We start from the raw sequence: 15,163 nt of genomic DNA on the forward strand, positions 1-15,163 counted from the left end.
CGCGGGCCGCGGCGGCGCTTCCACCCGGCCCACCACGGGGCGGTCTTCGCCATCCACGCGCCCGGCCAGGCCGGCCAAGGCCAGCTCCAAGGGCAAGCCCGATTCCCGCTACAAGCGCGGCAAGTTCCGCAAAGGCGTGCGCGACAAGGTGTGGGACAAGGAAGCCGCCAAAAGCAAGGACGGCGTGGTGCGCGATCCGGTCACCGGCCGCCGCATGAACAAGGACGAGCCCTGGGATATGGGGCACCGGCCCGGCATGGAGCACCGTAAGCACGTGCAAAGCGCCAGCCGGCGAAATATCGACCGCAAGCAGTTTCTGGATGAATACAATGACCCTTCGCACTACCGGCCCGAACTGCCCAAATCCAATCGCAGCCATCGCGGCGAACTGAAAACGGATGACTACTTTGGCCCCTGATCCTACTTCCCCCTCGCCCTCGCCGCAGCGCAAAGCGGTGGCCCGCCATGCCTTGTCGGTTTTCGGCGGCGAACCGGTGGTGCATGCGTATAACCACGATGAAGTCGATATGTCCATCGACCTGCTCGAGGTCGACGACAGCCCCGACGACGGGTTGGTTTCCTACAGCACCCTGGGGCTGTTCGAAGCCGACCTGCGGCACGACGACGGCGAGCCCATGGCCACCGGCGTTGAATTGTGCGCCGAGGCGCCCCAGGAACAAGACCTGTGGGGCAACATTCTCAGCACCGCCGCGTTCAGCATCCTGCGTAGCGGCCAGGCCATCGGCCCGGGCAGCGTGGTGGCCGACTGCGTGTCCGAGTACTACCCGGACACCACCGTGCCGCACCTGTACCTGTGCGTGCCCTTCTCGTGGCAGGACGGCGAGTTTCCCCGCTTGCCCGCCGAAGGCCGCATGGTGAACTGGCTGCAAGGCATTCCCATTGGCGAAGCCGAACTGGGGTACCTGGAAGAGCATGGCGCCGATGCCTTCGAAGACATGCTGCTGGAACGCGATCCCGACCTGTACGACCTGGAGCGCGACGAAGTCGTCGAGGGCTGATCCGGGCAGGTCTTGGCAGCGCCCGGGTGTCTGGCTCCCGCAGGGTGCCTGACACCGCTGTGTGCCACGACTGTGTCAGTTGCACGGTGTCCGGCACCCTGACGGGAGCCGGACACCTGGCAGTGCGGGCGCAAGCTCGCCGCGGCGGCTAAGGTAGCACCACCGATACAGGCACCCGTCAATCGGCCTTGAAGCCAGTGGCCTTCACGATTTCCGACCACCGCTTGTTTTCCGTATCCAGCAGGCGCTGCAGGTCGGCGCGGCTGGATGCAATGACGGTAAAACCCGCATCGGCCAGGGTCTTGGCGGCCGCCGGCGATTCCAGGGCCGCCGCGCTGTCGGCCTGCAGTTTGTCCAGCACTGCGTCCGGCGTACCGGCCGGGGCGAACAGCGCGAACCAGGCGCCGAAATCCACCTTGCCGTAGCCGGCCTGCTTGAACGTGGGCACGCCGGGCAGCGCGGCCGACGGCTGTGCGCCGGTAATGGCCAGGGCCCGCATCTTGCCGCCCTTGACCTGCGGGGCCGCCATGGCGGTGGTGACGAACGCTGCCTGCACGCCGCCGGATATCAGGGCCGACACCGCGTCGCCGGTAGAGCGGTAGTGCACCGGCTCGATCTTGAGGCCGGCCTCGCGCGCGAACAGCTCGGCGCCGAAATGCCCCGGCGTGCCGGCGCCGAAGGTGCCGAAGTTCACACGGTCCGGCGACTGCCTGCCGGCCGCGACGAATGCCGCCAGGTCCTGGTGGGGCGAGCTGGCGGGCACCACCAGCACGAAGTCGGCGCGCACCACCTCCGAAATCGGGGCGAAATCCTTGGCCGGGTTGTAGTTCAGGTTGCTGTACGTGGCGGGCGATATGCTGATGGATCCCACCTCACCCAGCAGCAGCGTGTAGCCGTCGGCGGGGCTGCGTGCCACTGCCTGCGCGGCAATCTGGCCTCCGGCTCCGGCGCGGTTTTCCACCACCACGCTTTGGCCCAGCCGTTCACCCAATTGCTGCGACAGTGTGCGCGCCACGATGTCGGGCCCGGTGCCGGGCGGAAAGCCCACGTTCAGGCGGACAGGCGCTTCAGGGTATTGCGCGGCAGCGGCAACGGGCAGGCACAGCAAGGCCGCGGTCAGCAGGCGGCGCAGGGGCGATGGCATGGTCAGTCTCCTTGGGGCTGCCGGTACATGGCCGGCAGAGTTGTGCATGAGTAAATCGGGGAAGGGTCAGCAGATACGGTAAAAGCACAGCTCCACGCGGTCCGGAAAGCGCGCGCCCGTGCCAACGAATAATTGTTCGTTCAGCCAGGCCAGCTCTGGTGCCGCGGTTTCAAAACGCGGGTAGCTGCGGAAGTAAATGCGCGCCGGATCCACCGGCTCGCCGCGCGCCAGGCGCGCAATGTCGTCGGCGCTGCCGGTGCGTATGCCGGTGTTTTCCACATACACACGATGCCCATCCAGCGTTTCGATCACATAGCGGGCGTGGATGTCGGTGTAAGTGGCCGAGCGTATCGACTGGAAATCGGCGCCGCCCGGCAGGATCCTGCCGTTCAGCCGGCCTTCTACTTTGCCGCCCAGAATGGGAATGACGCGCCGGCGTCCATGGGGCGTATCGCCCACTTCCTGCGGCGGGCCCACCTGCACGTGCAGCGTGGCCACATGTTCCAGTTGCGGGGCGGGGGGATGCGTCATGGTTTGGCTCCGGTGGCGCGGCGCAGCGTGGCGGGGTCGAATCCCGCCAACTGCTTGTAGCGCAGTGAAATGGCGGCCAGTTCATCTTGGGCGATGACATCGTTGATGTTGGCAAAGCCTTGCGGGGCGCGCTCTTGCGCCATCTGCATGACTTGCTCGGGCCCGTTCAGGCGGTTGCGCAGCACGATGGCGGCGGTGCGCGGCAGGCGCTCGGCTTCGTATTCCAGCATGGCGGTTTCCATGGCCCGTACCTGGCCGCGCCGCGCCTGCGACAGCCAGTCGGCCAGGCAGCGCGCATCCAGAATGGCTTGTGCCGATCCGTTCGAACCGATGGGATACATGGGGTGTGCCGCATCGCCCAGCAAGGTCAGCCTGCCGCGCGTCCAGCGCGGCAGCGGGTCGCGGTCCACCAGCGGGAACTCGTAAATGGCCTGTGCGCCATCGATGACCGTGGGAATATCGATCCAGTCCCAGCGCCAGTCGGCGAAGCGTTCCGCAAACACCGATTTGTCCACCTTGCGGTTCCAGTCGGTGGCCGGCAGCGATGCATCGGGTATGGCCAGTTCGGCAATCCAGTTGATCAGCGAACGTCCCTGGTGGCGCAAGGGTCCGGAAATGGGGTAGCAGACGAATTTCTGGTCCTGGTGGCCCGCCATGAACATGGTGCAGCCATCCAGGTACGGCTCGGCTTCGGTTACGGCGCGCCACAGCATGCGGCCCGAAAACCGCGGCTCATCGCCCGTGGGATATAGCTGGCGCCGCAATGCCGAATGGATGCCGTCAGCACCCACCACCGCGTCGCCGCTGGCCGATTGCAGTGTGCCGTCGGCCCGCCGCCGGAAGTACGCGCAGGCCTTGCCTCCGTCCTGGTCGGCCGCTTCCAGCGCCATGCCGGCCACGATGGCGTCCGGCCCCAGGCGAGCGCGTACCGTGTCGGCCAGCAGCATCTGGAATTCACCCCTGTGTATCGAAAACTGCGGCAACGGGTAGCCCGCCTGCAGGCCGCGCGGTTCCTGCCAGATGGGCTGTCCGAATTTGTTGTAGTAGTGCAGGGACGAGGTGGGAATGGCCCGCTGCGCCAGCGTATCCAGCAGGCCCAGCTGTTCCAGTTCATTCACGGCGTGGGGCAGCAGGTTGATGCCCACGCCCAGCGGCCGCAATTCCTGCGCGCTTTCGTACACGCGGCAGGCAATGCCCCGCTGGTGCAGCATCAGCGCGAGCGTCAGCCCGCCGATGCCGGCGCCGGCAATCACAATATGCATGGTCTCTCCAGGATCCGGTAGTGCGATTTATTTTGTTATGTACCATAACAAAATCGCCGGCCCGATTCCCACTGGGATAAACCCGGGCGGCGCAGGCTGCCCGTCTGGGGTAGTGTGGAGTCCCTTTCGACGCTGCCACCGCCATGCCCAATACCCCCACGCTGCGCGCGCGCCGGCCCCAGGCCCGCGGAGAACACTTCGACCCCCACGTGGCGGGCGTCGAGTACGGCGCGCTCGACGAACTGGTGGGCTACGCCATCCGGCGCGCGCAGATCCTGATCTACGAAGATTTCCTGGCGGCGCTGGAACCCTGGGACATCACGCCGCAGCGTTTTTCCGCGCTGACGCTCATTGCCGCCAATGCCGAACTGAAGCTGACCCAGGTGGCAAGCATCCTGGGCATCGCGCGTTCCGGGGCGGTGCAATTGGTAGACCAGTTGCAGGCGCTGGGCTATGTAGAACGCCAGGAGGCGGCGGGCGACAAGCGGGCCTATTCACTGGCGCTGACGCCGGCCGGGCGGCGCGCCCATGCCGACATTACACGCGCGGTGCGGCAGCACGACCAGCGCATTAGCACCAGGTTGTCGGCCACCGAACGGCACCAATTGATCGCCCTGCTGGGCAAACTGGGCTGACCGCAAGCCAGGCCCGCGCCGGCGGCATGCCGCCAGGCGCACGGCGGATTACGACAGCGGCAGCGTCAGCACGCCCTGCGCGGCGGGGCGCATCATCAGGCGGCGGTACCAGGCCGACATGGCCGGCGTGCCGGGGCGTTCAATCGGCATGGCCAGCCAGCGGTGCGCCACGCTGCCCAGCACGATGTCGCCCATGGTGAAGTGCGATCCCGCGATGTATTCGCGCCCTTGCAGCGCGCTTTCCAGCATCAGGCCCAGGTCGTTGGCCTTGCGGGTGGATGTCTCGATGGCGGCCAGGTTGCGCTCGGCCTCGGGCGTGCGGATCAGGCCCAGAAAGGCCGGTACCATGGCCGGCTGCCATTCGGTGGCGGTCCAGTCCATCCAGCGGTCGACCTGGGCGCGCACGGCCAGGTCGGTGGGCCACAGCGAGCCTTCGCCATAGCGGGCCGCCAGATAGCGCACGATGGCATTCGATTCCCATAGCACCAGGCCGCCGTCGTCGATGACCGGCACCTTGCGGTTGGGGTTCATCTTGCCGTATTCCGGCGTGTCCAGGCCACCGAACTTGCCGCCCACCTGTTCAGCGGCATGCGGCAGGGCCAGTTCGCGCACGGTCCACATTACCTTCTGCACATTTACCGAACTCAGGCGTCCCCAGATCTTCAACATGGCGATTCCTTGATTAGCACGGCGCCAGCTGGCGCCGCGGAAAACCTGCCGCGCGGCCGAACCGCGTCCAGTTGAACGCGGGGCCTGGGTCCGTCTTGCGGCCCGGGGCGATATGTTCGTGGCCCCAGGCGGCCCGCAAGGGATAGCGGGTGCGCAGCATCTTGGCCAGCCGGGCCAGCGCAGTGTACTGGGCATCGGTATAGGGCAGGGTATCGGTGCCTTCCAGTTCCACGCCCAGCGAAAAATCGTTGCAGCGTTCGCGGTTGCCAAAGCGCGATACACCGGCATGCCAGGCACGGGCCTCGGTGGAAACAAACTGCACGATCTGCCCGTCGCGGCGCACGAAAAAATGCGCCGACACGCGCAGGCCCCGCAGCCGGTGCAGCCACGGGTGGGCGGTGTAATCCAGCCGGTTCTGGAACAGCCGGGCCACGTGCGGGCCGCCGAATTCGCCCGGCGGCAGGCTGATGTTATGCACCACCAGCAACGAAACCGGCATGCCGGCGGGGCGGGCATCGCAATTGGGGGAAGACAGCAGCCGCACGCCCGGCCCGGGCGCCAGCCACCCGTGTCGATCAAGCTTCAAGGGCATGAATGCGGCTCATCGAAATGGGGGAAACGTAGGCATCATTATGCATGCCTTGCCGGCCAGGCCAATTCGGGTGCCGGGGGGCGCCGTGCGCCCAGGCTGTTACCCGGGCCGTGGTGGCGCCGGGGAAAACCCGTTTTCGTTATTGCGAGAGGGGCTACTTGGCGCCCAGCCGCGCGTGCTCGTGGCTGCACCATACCTGCCCTTGCAGCAGCACGGCTTCCGAGCGCGGCAGGTGGATCCCGCAATGCGCGCAGCGCACCATGGATTCGGACTGCTGGCTGGCCGGAGGACGGCCCTGGTGGCGCGCCTGTGACTGGGGTGCGTTGCGCCGCGCGCTGGCGCGCGCGCCGATGATGCGGGCCGCCACCATGACCACCAGGATGATGACAACCCAAAGTAACAACTTGCCCACTTCAACTCCGATGAAGAATGACTTCCAGGACGAACCGGCTGCCGGTATACGCCAGGATCAGGAAGGCGAACCCGGTCAGCGTCCAGCGCAGCGCCACGCGGCCGCGCCAGCCGCGTATGTGGCGGCCCAGGAGCAGCACTCCAAACGTCAACCATGACAACAGTGTGAAAACCGTTTTGTGGTCGAAGGGCAATACCCGGCCTGTCAGCTGCATGGAGGCGATCGAGCCGGACACGACGGCAGCCGTCAGCACCACGAAGCCGATCCAGATCACCCGGAACAGCAGGCGTTCCTGCATCAGCAGGGGCGGCTGGGCATCCAGCACGCGGCCCACGATGCTGCGCTGGGCGGGGGCTTCAAGGGGGCGGTGCAGGTGGCGGTCCAGCAGGGCCATCAGCAGGGCGTGCAGGGCGGCCACGGTAATCAGGGCATAGGCGGCCAGGGCGATAAGCAGGTGCAGGCGCAGCCAGCCGTTATCGGCATGCGGGACCAATTGGCCCTGGGGAAACAGCGCCGCCAGGGCGCACACCAGGGTGGCGGCGGGCACCAGCAGCAATTGCAGCCCGTCGATGCGCACCAGCAGGCTTTCCAGCCAGAACACCACCAGGCCCAGCCATACGGCGGCCGACAGCGCCAGCGCCCAGCCAATGAACATGTGCGGGCCGGCCAGCATGGCCTGTTGCAGCCCGATGCCGTGCAGCACCAGGGCGCCCAGCAGGTATGCCCGGGCGTAGCGGCCGGCTTTTTCGACACTGCCCGCCCCTTGCAGGCGCCGCCATAGTACGGCGGCAAGCACGGCGTAAGCCAGGGCGGCCACGGCGTGAAATACAATGCCTAATGACATAAAACCCGTTGTCTGGATGGGGCCCCTGGGCGCTAGTCGCCGGCTGGCGCAAAAAGCCGCCTGCCCGGGCCACCGTTCAATCAACTAGTGTAAGCGGAAACGCCTCTCATGCTTGATAACCTGACTCAACGCCTGTCGCGCGTCGTGAAGACGCTGCGCGGCGAAGCCCGCCTGACCGAAGCCAATACGCAGGAAATGCTGCGAGAAGTGCGCATGGCGCTGCTCGAGGCCGACGTGGCGCTGCCCGTGGTGCGCGATTTCGTGGCCCGCGTCAAGGAAAAGGCCCTGGGCGAAGAAGTGGCGGGTAGCCTCAGCCCCGGCCAGGCCCTGGTGGGCGTGGTCAGTAAAGAGCTCACCGCCCTCATGGGCGGCGACCTGGGCGCTGGCGCCGGCGAGCTTTCCCTGGCGGTGCAGCCGCCGGCGGTCATCCTGATGGCCGGCCTGCAGGGTGCGGGTAAAACCACCACCACAGGCAAGCTGGGCCGCTGGCTGGCCCAGGGCCTGCATGTCCAGAACGGCCGCAATACCGGCAAGAAAAAAGTGCTGACGGTCAGCGCCGACGTCTACCGCCCGGCCGCCATCGACCAGCTGAAAACCGTGGCGCAGCAGGCCGGCATCGATTTCCTGCCGTCCGACCCCAGCCAGAAGCCCGAAGACATTGCCCGCAATGCCATCGACCACGCGCGCCGCCACCATTACGACGTGCTGATCCTGGACACGGCCGGCCGCCTGGGCATCGACGAAGCCATGATGCGCGAAATCCGCGTCCTGCACGACCTGGTCAAGCCGGTTGAAACCCTGTTCGTGGTCGACGCCATGCAGGGCCAGGACGCGGTCAATACCGCGCGCGCCTTTGCCGAAGCCCTGCCCCTGACCGGCGTGGTGCTTACCAAGCTGGACGGCGACGCGCGCGGCGGCGCGGCCCTGTCGGTGCGGCACGTCACGGGCAAGCCCCTGAAATTCGTGGGCGTCTCGGAAAAGCTCGACGGGCTGGAACCCTTCCATCCCGACCGCATGGCCCAGCGCGTACTGGGCATGGGCGACATTGTGTCGCTGGTCGAGCAGGCCCAGAAAAACATCGACATCGCCGAAGCCCAGAAGCTGGCCACCAAGCTGAAGTCGGGCAGCAAGTTCGACCTGAACGACTTCCGCGAGCAACTGGGCCAGGTGAAAAAGCTGGGCGACATGGGTTCGCTGCTGGAAAAGCTCCCCGCGCAATTCCAGCAGGCCGCCGGCCAACTGCAGGGCGGCCAGGCCGAAAAGCAGCTGCGCCGCACCGAAGGCATCCTGAACGCCATGACGCCGGCCGAACGCGCCAAGCCCGAACTGATCAAGGCGTCCCGCAAGCGCCGCATCGCCGCGGGCTCTGGCGTGCCGGTGCAGGAAGTCAACCGCCTGCTGTCCCAGTTCGAGCAGATGCAGGGCATGATGAAGCAGATGAAAAAAGGCGGCATGTCCAAGATGATGCGCGCCATGGGCGGCATGAAAGGCCTGGGCCGCTTCGGCGGGCTGCGCTAAGCCCGGCGCGGAAGAAAGGCCAGGCGCGCAGCCTGGCCGGTTCGGTCACTTGACCGAAATATTGGCCTCTTTGGCCAGGTTCTTCCACGCCGATATCTCGGTCTTGACCACGTCATCGAGCTCGGCTGGCGTACCACCGACGGCCACGGCGCCCTGTGCAATGAATGAGTCTTGAACCGCCTTGTCGCTGGCCACCGCGGCCACCGCGGACTGCACCTTGTCGACGATTGCCTGCGGCGTGCCGGCAGGCGCAAACATGGCGTACCACGAATCCACATTGAATCCCGGCACGGTTTCCGCAACGGAAGGCACGTCGGGCAGCACGGGCGTGCGCTTCGCGGTCGATACCGCGATGGCCTTCAGCTTGCCCGATTTGACATGGCTGGCTACCGCCGGCAACGACACCCAGAGCAGCGGGATCTGCCCTCCCAGCACGTCCACCGTGGCCGGGCCGCCGCCGCGGTAGGGAATGTGCATGAGCGGCAGGCCGGTCTTGAGCTTCAGTAGCTCGCCGGCAATGTGGCTGGGCGAACCGGTGCCCGCGGAACCATATGGCACTTCCTTCTGGGTTTTGACGTACTCGATCAGTTCAGGAAGCGACGACGCCGGGAAGGCAGGGTTCGCGACCAATATTTGCGGCGCCGAGGCCACCATGCTGACCGACTCGAAATCTTGCTCGGTATCGAATGGCAGTTGGTCGTAAATGGCCGGGTTGATGGTGTGGGAAGACAGCGTAATCAGCAGGGTGTAGCCATCCGGCTCGGCCCCGGCCACATAACGTGTGCCAATGGTTCCCCCGGCTCCGCCCTTGTTCTCGACGATGATGGTCTGCCCCAGGATCTTGCCCAGGGGGTCTTGCAGTATCCGCGCGGCCACGTCCACGCTGCCGCCAGCGGGATACGAAACGATCAGGTTGATGGGCTTGCTTGGGTAGGGCGGCGCACTTTCCGCGGCCAAGGCGGGTGCAGCAAACCACGCCATGGCGGCTAGTGCCGCTGCGCCGATCTGGCGGTTGATTCTGCTGTTGCAAATTCGGTTGGGCATCGTTGTCTCTCTACTTGTTATCAGGCTGCATGGCAGTTTGGTTTTGATGCGCCGCTGCAGCCTTGCTGATGGCCGCAGCGGGCAATCATTCTCGGATGTTGAGACAGGAACTACAATCTTTCCAGGATATAGAATTTATTTCCATATGCCAGAAAGAAATAACACCACTCTCAGCGACGGCCTGCGCCTGATCGATTTACTGGCCAATGCCCAGCATCCGCAGCCTTTAACGATGATTGCGGCGGCGCTTGGCATGGGCAATAGCAAGGCGCATCGCCTGCTGCAAACCTTGATGCAGGCGCAATACGTCATGCAGGAACCCGGTACGCGGCGCTATTACGCGTCCATCAAGCTATGGACGCTGGGTTCGGCGGTGCTGCGCCAGATGAGCCTGAGGACAGCCGCGGAAGGCGAGATGCTGCGGCTGATGGAGACCACCGGCGAAAGCGTGCACTTGTCGGTACTCGAAGAACATGAAATCGTTTATGTGCACAAGGTGGAAAGCGATAATCCAGTGCGTGCCTACAGCCAGATCGGCGGCCGCATGCCGGCCGCGCTGGTGGCCACCGGCAAGGCGATGCTGGCGTTTCTAAGCGCCGATGACCAGGCGCGCATTCATGCGCAACTGCCTCATGGCGAAGCCGGGCATGGCGACATCCAGGCAGCGTTCCTGCGAGAAATGCAGTTGACGCGCGCCAAGCGCGTGGCGGTGAATCGTGGTGAATGGCGCAAGGACGTCTATGGAGTTGCCTCGCCCATCCTGAACCATGACGGCCGCGCTGTCGCCGCCATAGGTGTTTCCGGGCCGGCGCATCGCTTCAAGCGTCATCGCATCGCGTTCTTCGCGCGCGAGGTCATACGCTCGGCGGATGCTATCGCGATGCGGCTGTTCGGAGAGCCGCCTCAGCGTGTGTGGAGCGGCAAGGCGCGCCAGGTGTAGCGTTTCAATAGGGCTGCCTGCGTTCCGGGGAAAGGAAAAAGGGAAAAAAACGGCCAGGCATGGCCTGGCCGAATTGATCGGGGCGAACGGGGAAGGCCCGCCCCGATGCAAACCGGCAAACGCTGCGGGGCTTGCCGGTTTGTGCTGTCGGGTTCAGTTCAGCGGCGGAATGCGCAGCACCTGGCCCGGGTAGATCTTGTCCGGGTCGCTCAGCATGGGCTTGTTGGCCTCGAAAATCACCGTATGCTTGGCACCCTGGCCCTTGCCGTACTGCGCTTCGGCGATCTTCCACAGGTTGTCGCCCTTTTGCACCGTGTACATCTGCGCCTCTGGCGCCGCCTGCTTGGCGGTCAGCTGGTTGTCCACCGCGGCCACGCCGATGGTGTTGCCCAGCGCCAACGCGATCTTCTCGGCTTCTTCGGTGGAAGCGGCCTCGCCGGATACTGTCACTTTGTCGCCGTCGACCTTGATGTCCAGGCCGTCGGCGTTCAGGCCATGCTTGTCCAGTTCCTTCTTCAGGTCATCGGCCGACGCTGCCTGGGCTTCGTTGGCACCGAACAGTTTTTCACCGACGTCTTTGATAAAGCTGAGCAGACCCATGATTTGTCCTTTGGCTGTTAAGAAACGTTAAGCACGCAAAACAAGAAGATGACGGAAATTCCGCCCGCTTCGAACCGATTATGGGCCGAATATGTGCAGCGCGTGGCCGCAAGGCGCGGCTAACGTGTAACAGTTGTTTAAGGCGCGGGGGCGTGCAGGGCGCCGGCCGCCGTGCGCCGCGTCAGTTTCCAGACATGGGCCGGGGGCAGGTTGGCCAGCACGGTTTCGGTGCGGCGGGCACGCAGGCCCAGGCGGTCCAGTACGCGCCGCGGCACCGGACAGCGCGGGCCGTAGGTAAACAGGTGCACCGCGCCATCGGGCCGCAACTGGGCAAAGGTGCTGCGTAGAATGCCGATCTGCTGCTTCACCGGCATATTCAGCAGCGGCAGGCCGCAAATGGCCACGCCGGCCAGGCCGTCGTCGAACAGGGTGTGTTCAGCCAGCCTGGCCGCGTCGCCCTGGTGCACATAGGCCTCGGGGAAATCGTGCCGCAGTTGGTGCGCGAACTGCGGGTCCATTTCCACCAGCGTCAGGTGCCAGGGCGGCACGCCGCGCGCCAGCAGGGCGCGGGTGAATGCCCCCGTGCCCGCGCCCAGTTCCAGGCAGGGGCCGGTGCCGGCATCGATGCCGCGCGTAATGGCGGCCGCCAGCCGGGGGCTGGAAGGCCAGATGGCGCCGATACTTTTGGGGTTGGCGCGCCAGGCGCGCAAGAAGCGGATACGTTCCGCAACCCAGGATTGCTGGGCGACTCGGCCGGCGGCGTTGCCGGTGGCCCGGCCCGCGGCTCCGGCCATGCGGAACAACATCGAGCCAAAAGGCAGGCCGGACAGGTCTCCGGCCAGGGTTTTGAACGGCATGCAGGCAACTCCAGCGAAGGAGCCGGTGCACCGCGGGCGTTGCCGCCAGCCGTTCACCGGCATCGAACACAGGCGTCAGGGTACTACGCGACGCGGCGCGCGCAAGCCATAAAGGGGCGCAAGTAGCGCACCGTTGAACAATTTCACATTGTGTGGCGTTTGCCGCCTCAGCCGCCGCCCACCGCCACCACCACTTCCACCTGGTCGCCGTCTTTCAGCACGGTGGCCTGGTGCTGGCTCTTGGGAACGATCTCGCCATTGCGTTCCACGGCCACGCGCTTGCCGGCATAGCCCAGCGTGTGCAGCAGTTCGGTTACGTTGGTGTCCAGCGGAAACTCGCGGGCATCGCCGTTCAGGGTAATGTGCATGATGTTTCCTTACCGTGCCGCATAGCCATCGGTGGCTTCGATCAGCCTGGCCAGCGTGCCGGGCTCGTCGAAGGCATGGCCCGCGTCCGGCACCAGATGGAACTGCGCCTGCGGCCAGGCCCGGTGCAGGTCCCAGGCGGTGCGCGCCGGGGTGCATACGTCATAGCGCCCTTGCACAATGGTGCCGGGTATGCCGTGCAGCTTGTAGGCGTCGCGGATCAACTGGCCTTCTTCCATGAAGCCGCCATTCATGAAATAGTGGTTCTCGATGCGGGCAAAGGCCAGCGCGGCGCGGTCGGCCGCATGGCTTTGCTGGTGGCGCGGGCTGGGCAGCAGGGTAATGGTGCTGTCTTCCCATTTGCTCCAGGCCTTGGCCGCGCGCATCTGCTCGGCCGGGTCGTCACCCGTCAGGCGCTTATGGTAGGCGCCGATCAGGTCGCCGCGCTCGGCCTCGGGAATGGGTTCCACATAGGCTTCCCAGCGGTCCGGAAACAGCCACGATGCGCCGTCCTGGTAAAACCATTGCAGTTCGGCGCGGCGCAGGCCGAAAATGCCGCGCAGCACCAGTTCGCTGACTTGTTCGGGGTGGGCCTGCGCATATGCCAGCGCCAGCGTCGAACCCCACGACCCGCCAAACACCAGCCATTTCTGCGCGCCCATCACTTCCTGGCGCAGGCGCTCGATGTCGGCCACCAGGTGCCAGGTAGTGTTGTTTTCCAGGCTGGCATGCGGCGTGGAACGGCCGCAGCCGCGCTGGTCGAACAGCATCACGTGGTAGCGCTGCGGGTCGAACAGCTGCCGGTGCACCGGTGAGCAGCCGCTGCCCGGGCCGCCATGCAGAAACACCGCCGGCTTGCCCTGCGGATTGCCGCAAAGCTCCCAATACACATGGTGGCCGTCGCCGGTGTCCAGCATGCCGTGGCGGTAGGGCTCGATGGCGGGATACAGCATTCAGGCGATCCTTTTGAAGATCAGGTCCCACACGCCGTGGCCCAGGCGCAGGCCGCGTGTCTCGAATTTGGTTTGGGGGCGGTAGTCGGGCCGCGGCGCGTAATCGGCAACGGTGTTCTGCAGCAGCGGCTCGCCGCCCAGCACTTCCAGCATCTGCACCGCGTATTCCTGCCAATCGGTGGCGCAATGAATATAGCCGCCCGGCTTGATGCGGCTGGCCAGCAGCGCCACGAACGGCGGCTGGATCAGGCGCCGCTTGTGGTGGCGCTTCTTGGGCCAGGGGTCCGGAAAATACACGTGCACGCCGGCCAGCGAATCGGGCGCGATCATGTCGCGCACCACTTCCACCGCGTCGTGCTGCACGATGCGCAGGTTCTGCAGGCCCGATTCTTCAATGCGGCGCAGCAGCGAACCCACGCCGGCGTTGAAGACCTCTACCCCCAGGAAATTGTCGCCAGGACGCGCCAGGGCGATCTGCTGGGTGGTTTCGCCCATGCCGAAGCCGATCTCCAGCACGGTGGGGGCCTGGCGGCCGAACGCCGCCGCCGTGTCCAGGCGGCGGTTGGCGTAGGGAAGGGACCATTTGCCCAGCAACTGCTCCAGCGCATCGCGCTGGCCCTGGGTGATATGGCCGCGGCGGTGCACAAAGCTGCGGATATGGGTGGCACCAGGGCTGTTGGGCGCCTGGGCGGCCGGTTCGAGCGCGGCCCGCGTGCTGTCCGACAGGGGGGCGGACGCCGGGGCGCCACCCTGGGATTCGGGGGTGTTCGTATTCATAAGGCGGATTGTAGTAGGCGCGCCGCTCCAGGTGTCGGCCCAGCCTGTTTGTGGGGTAGCATCTGCCGCATGAATTTCGCCCGTTTCGACCTGACCACGCTGGCCCTGTTCGTCGCCGTGGCGCGCGCCGGCAGCATCTCCGCCGGGGCGCGCCAGTCGCACCTGGCGGTGGGCGCGGCCAGCAAGCGCATTTCCGACATGGAAGCCGCATTGGGCACGTCCCTGCTGTACCGCACCCCCGCCGGCGTCGAGCTTACCGACGCCGGCCAGGCCTGCCTGTCGCATGCCCAGCGCGTGCTGCAGGAAATCGAGCAAATGGCCGGCACCCTGTCGGAATTCGCCCAGGGCGTGCGCGGCCAGGTGCGCATCGCCGCCAACACCTCGGCGCTGACCCAGTTCCTGCCCGAAGACCTGGCCACCTTCATGGACGAGCACCCCGCGGTGCGCATCGACCTGGAAGAACAGAACAGCACCGAAATCGTCACCGCCCTGCTGGAAAACCGCGCCGACATCGGCGTATTCGCCGACCGCACGCCGGCCAACGGCCTGCTGACCGTACCGTACCGCCGCGACGAACTGGTGCTGGTCACCCCACAGCGCCACCCCCTGGCCAACCTGCCGCGCGTCAGCTTCCATGACACGCTGGACTACGCCTACGTCAGCCTGCCCACCGCCACCTCGCTGGCCACCCGCCTGGCCGAAGAAAGCGCCCGCCTGGGCAAGGCCATGCGGCTGCGCATCCAGGTGCGCAGCTTCGATGCCATGTGCCGTATGGCCGTGGCCACCGGCGGCGTCGGCATCCTGCCGCGCCTTGCCGCGGAACCCCATGCGCGCTCTATGTCAATCCGGTTGATCCCGCTGCAAGACGACTGGGCGCACCGCTGGCTGCTGCTGGGCGTGCGCGACACCGAGACCCTGACCGTGGCCGCACGCCTGCTGTTGGCCCATTTGCGCAGCGACGAGAACTGAGCCCGGCCGGGCTTTCGCATTTGGGGAACCC

General features: G+C 66.0%; 19 protein-coding genes. 6 read left to right on the forward strand and 13 right to left on the reverse strand.

Annotated features, from left to right (window positions below):
- The coding region (locus LPZ50_RS00925; RefSeq protein ID WP_230656581.1) for an HNH/ENDO VII family nuclease at positions 1 to 418 on the forward strand (418 nt) is incomplete at its 5' end.
- Positions 399 to 1,019: a suppressor of fused domain protein gene (locus LPZ50_RS00930; RefSeq protein ID WP_230656583.1), complete on the forward strand. Its 621-nt coding sequence runs from the start codon at positions 399 to 401 to the stop codon at positions 1,017 to 1,019. The genes LPZ50_RS00925 and LPZ50_RS00930, both read left to right, overlap by 20 nt.
- Before the next feature lie 178 nt (positions 1,020 to 1,197).
- Here the strand turns inward: LPZ50_RS00930 and LPZ50_RS00935 are convergent, their stop codons facing one another.
- From LPZ50_RS00935 to LPZ50_RS00945, 3 genes are all read right to left on the reverse strand, one after another.
- Complete coding sequence (locus tag LPZ50_RS00935) at positions 1,198 to 2,163, reverse strand: Bug family tripartite tricarboxylate transporter substrate binding protein (protein WP_230656585.1); 966 nt, start codon at positions 2,161 to 2,163, stop codon at positions 1,198 to 1,200.
- A gap of 66 nt (positions 2,164 to 2,229) precedes the next feature.
- A complete protein-coding gene (locus tag LPZ50_RS00940; RefSeq protein ID WP_230656587.1) occupies positions 2,230 to 2,694 on the reverse strand; it encodes a DUF3237 domain-containing protein in 465 nt (154 codons plus the stop codon).
- Positions 2,691 to 3,956 carry a flavin-dependent oxidoreductase gene (locus tag LPZ50_RS00945; RefSeq protein ID WP_230656589.1) on the reverse strand — a complete coding sequence of 422 codons (1,266 nt, stop codon included), beginning with the start codon at positions 3,954 to 3,956 and terminating at the stop codon, positions 2,691 to 2,693. Before LPZ50_RS00945 ends, LPZ50_RS00940 begins: the two co-directional genes overlap by 4 nt.
- 143 nt (positions 3,957 to 4,099) lie before the next feature.
- On the opposite strand from LPZ50_RS00945, the gene LPZ50_RS00950 reads away from it, so the two are divergent.
- Positions 4,100 to 4,591 carry a MarR family winged helix-turn-helix transcriptional regulator gene (locus LPZ50_RS00950; RefSeq protein WP_230656591.1) on the forward strand — a complete coding sequence of 164 codons (492 nt, stop codon included), beginning with the start codon at positions 4,100 to 4,102 and terminating at the stop codon, positions 4,589 to 4,591.
- Between the two features lie 48 nt (positions 4,592 to 4,639).
- On the opposite strand, the gene LPZ50_RS00955 is transcribed toward LPZ50_RS00950, so the two are convergent.
- The 4 genes from LPZ50_RS00955 to LPZ50_RS00970 all read right to left on the reverse strand — a co-directional run bounded on the left by LPZ50_RS00955 (position 4,640) and on the right by LPZ50_RS00970 (position 7,108).
- Positions 4,640 to 5,260 carry a glutathione S-transferase family protein gene (locus tag LPZ50_RS00955; protein ID WP_230656593.1) on the reverse strand — a complete coding sequence of 207 codons (621 nt, stop codon included), beginning with the start codon at positions 5,258 to 5,260 and terminating at the stop codon, positions 4,640 to 4,642.
- A 13-nt stretch (positions 5,261 to 5,273) separates the two neighbouring features.
- Positions 5,274 to 5,852, reverse strand: a complete 579-nt coding sequence (ampD, locus tag LPZ50_RS00960) for a 1,6-anhydro-N-acetylmuramyl-L-alanine amidase AmpD (RefSeq protein WP_230656595.1) — start codon at positions 5,850 to 5,852, stop codon at positions 5,274 to 5,276.
- 154 nt (positions 5,853 to 6,006) lie between these two features.
- Complete coding sequence (locus tag LPZ50_RS00965; RefSeq protein WP_230656597.1) at positions 6,007 to 6,264, reverse strand: PP0621 family protein; 258 nt, start codon at positions 6,262 to 6,264, stop codon at positions 6,007 to 6,009.
- Position 6,265: 1 nt separating this feature from the next.
- Positions 6,266 to 7,108, reverse strand: a complete 843-nt coding sequence (locus LPZ50_RS00970; RefSeq protein WP_230656599.1) for a cytochrome C assembly family protein — start codon at positions 7,106 to 7,108, stop codon at positions 6,266 to 6,268.
- Between the two features lie 108 nt (positions 7,109 to 7,216).
- Here LPZ50_RS00970 and ffh point away from each other — a divergent pair, with 108 nt between their 5' ends.
- Complete coding sequence (gene ffh / locus LPZ50_RS00975) at positions 7,217 to 8,626, forward strand: signal recognition particle protein (protein WP_230656601.1); 1,410 nt, start codon at positions 7,217 to 7,219, stop codon at positions 8,624 to 8,626.
- A 45-nt stretch (positions 8,627 to 8,671) separates the two neighbouring features.
- Here ffh and LPZ50_RS00980 read toward each other — a convergent pair whose 3' ends face one another.
- Positions 8,672 to 9,583 (reverse strand): tripartite tricarboxylate transporter substrate binding protein, encoded by a 912-nt coding sequence (locus LPZ50_RS00980; RefSeq protein WP_230656603.1) that lies wholly within the window; start codon positions 9,581 to 9,583, stop codon positions 8,672 to 8,674.
- 22 nt (positions 9,584 to 9,605) lie between these two features.
- Between LPZ50_RS00980 and LPZ50_RS00985 the strand changes: the two genes are divergently transcribed.
- Positions 9,606 to 10,610: an IclR family transcriptional regulator gene (locus tag LPZ50_RS00985; RefSeq protein WP_230656605.1), complete on the forward strand. Its 1,005-nt coding sequence runs from the start codon at positions 9,606 to 9,608 to the stop codon at positions 10,608 to 10,610.
- Between the two features lie 153 nt (positions 10,611 to 10,763).
- On the opposite strand, the gene lysM is transcribed toward LPZ50_RS00985, so the two are convergent.
- The 5 genes from lysM to trmB all read right to left on the reverse strand — a co-directional run bounded on the left by lysM (position 10,764) and on the right by trmB (position 14,163).
- Entirely contained in the window at positions 10,764 to 11,210 is a 447-nt protein-coding gene (lysM, locus tag LPZ50_RS00990; RefSeq protein ID WP_230656607.1) for a peptidoglycan-binding protein LysM, read from the reverse strand.
- Positions 11,211 to 11,347: 137 nt separating this feature from the next.
- Positions 11,348 to 12,067 (reverse strand): class I SAM-dependent methyltransferase, encoded by a 720-nt coding sequence (locus LPZ50_RS00995; RefSeq protein ID WP_230656609.1) that lies wholly within the window; start codon positions 12,065 to 12,067, stop codon positions 11,348 to 11,350.
- Positions 12,068 to 12,234: 167 nt separating this feature from the next.
- A complete protein-coding gene (thiS, locus tag LPZ50_RS01000) occupies positions 12,235 to 12,435 on the reverse strand; it encodes a sulfur carrier protein ThiS (RefSeq protein WP_230656611.1) in 201 nt (66 codons plus the stop codon).
- 9 nt (positions 12,436 to 12,444) lie between these two features.
- Positions 12,445 to 13,386, reverse strand: coding sequence for a prolyl aminopeptidase (gene pip, locus LPZ50_RS01005; protein ID WP_230656613.1), 942 nt, complete (start codon positions 13,384 to 13,386; stop codon positions 12,445 to 12,447).
- A complete protein-coding gene (gene trmB / locus LPZ50_RS01010) occupies positions 13,387 to 14,163 on the reverse strand; it encodes a tRNA (guanosine(46)-N7)-methyltransferase TrmB (protein WP_230656615.1) in 777 nt (258 codons plus the stop codon).
- Between the two features lie 69 nt (positions 14,164 to 14,232).
- Here trmB and LPZ50_RS01015 point away from each other — a divergent pair, with 69 nt between their 5' ends.
- Complete coding sequence (locus LPZ50_RS01015) at positions 14,233 to 15,132, forward strand: LysR substrate-binding domain-containing protein (RefSeq protein WP_230656617.1); 900 nt, start codon at positions 14,233 to 14,235, stop codon at positions 15,130 to 15,132.
- Positions 15,133 to 15,163 lie beyond the last annotated feature (31 nt).

It is taken from the genome of Bordetella petrii (assembly GCF_020991325.1).
Lineage (GTDB): Bacteria > Pseudomonadota > Gammaproteobacteria > Burkholderiales > Burkholderiaceae_B > Bordetella_A > Bordetella_A petrii_E.